1 protein-coding gene is annotated in these 271 nt (G+C 64.6%); it reads right to left on the bottom strand.

Going from position 1 to position 271, the window contains the following annotated elements:
- Positions 1-271: alpha-glucosidase C-terminal domain-containing protein (locus tag SB756_RS30255; RefSeq protein ID WP_410913259.1), on the bottom strand; the 271-nt coding region annotated here is incomplete at both ends.

The following is a 271-nucleotide window of genomic DNA, read 5'->3' as shown; positions in this document are numbered from 1 at the left end:
CACCGAGCATTTCCACCGGCACTTTATCGGCGTATTGCGACAGCTCCAGTTCAGCGGCCTGTGCGGCACGGGACACGTTGGCCACACACAGGATCACCTCGCTGTTGCCGTCCTGGTCGACGTACTCGCGCAGGTAAGCGAGGATGCGCCGGTTGCTCGGTGTGAGCATGCGAATGCTGCCCCGGCCAAAGGCCTTCTGCTGGTTGCGCACCGCCAGCAGGCGGCGGTTCCAGTTGAGCAGCGAATGCGGGTCGTGGGCCTGGGCTTCGAC

Source organism: Pseudomonas sp. SIMBA_068 (genome assembly GCF_046534705.1).
GTDB lineage: Bacteria > Pseudomonadota > Gammaproteobacteria > Pseudomonadales > Pseudomonadaceae > Aquipseudomonas > Aquipseudomonas putida.
This window is presented reverse-complemented; position numbering and strand designations above follow the sequence as displayed.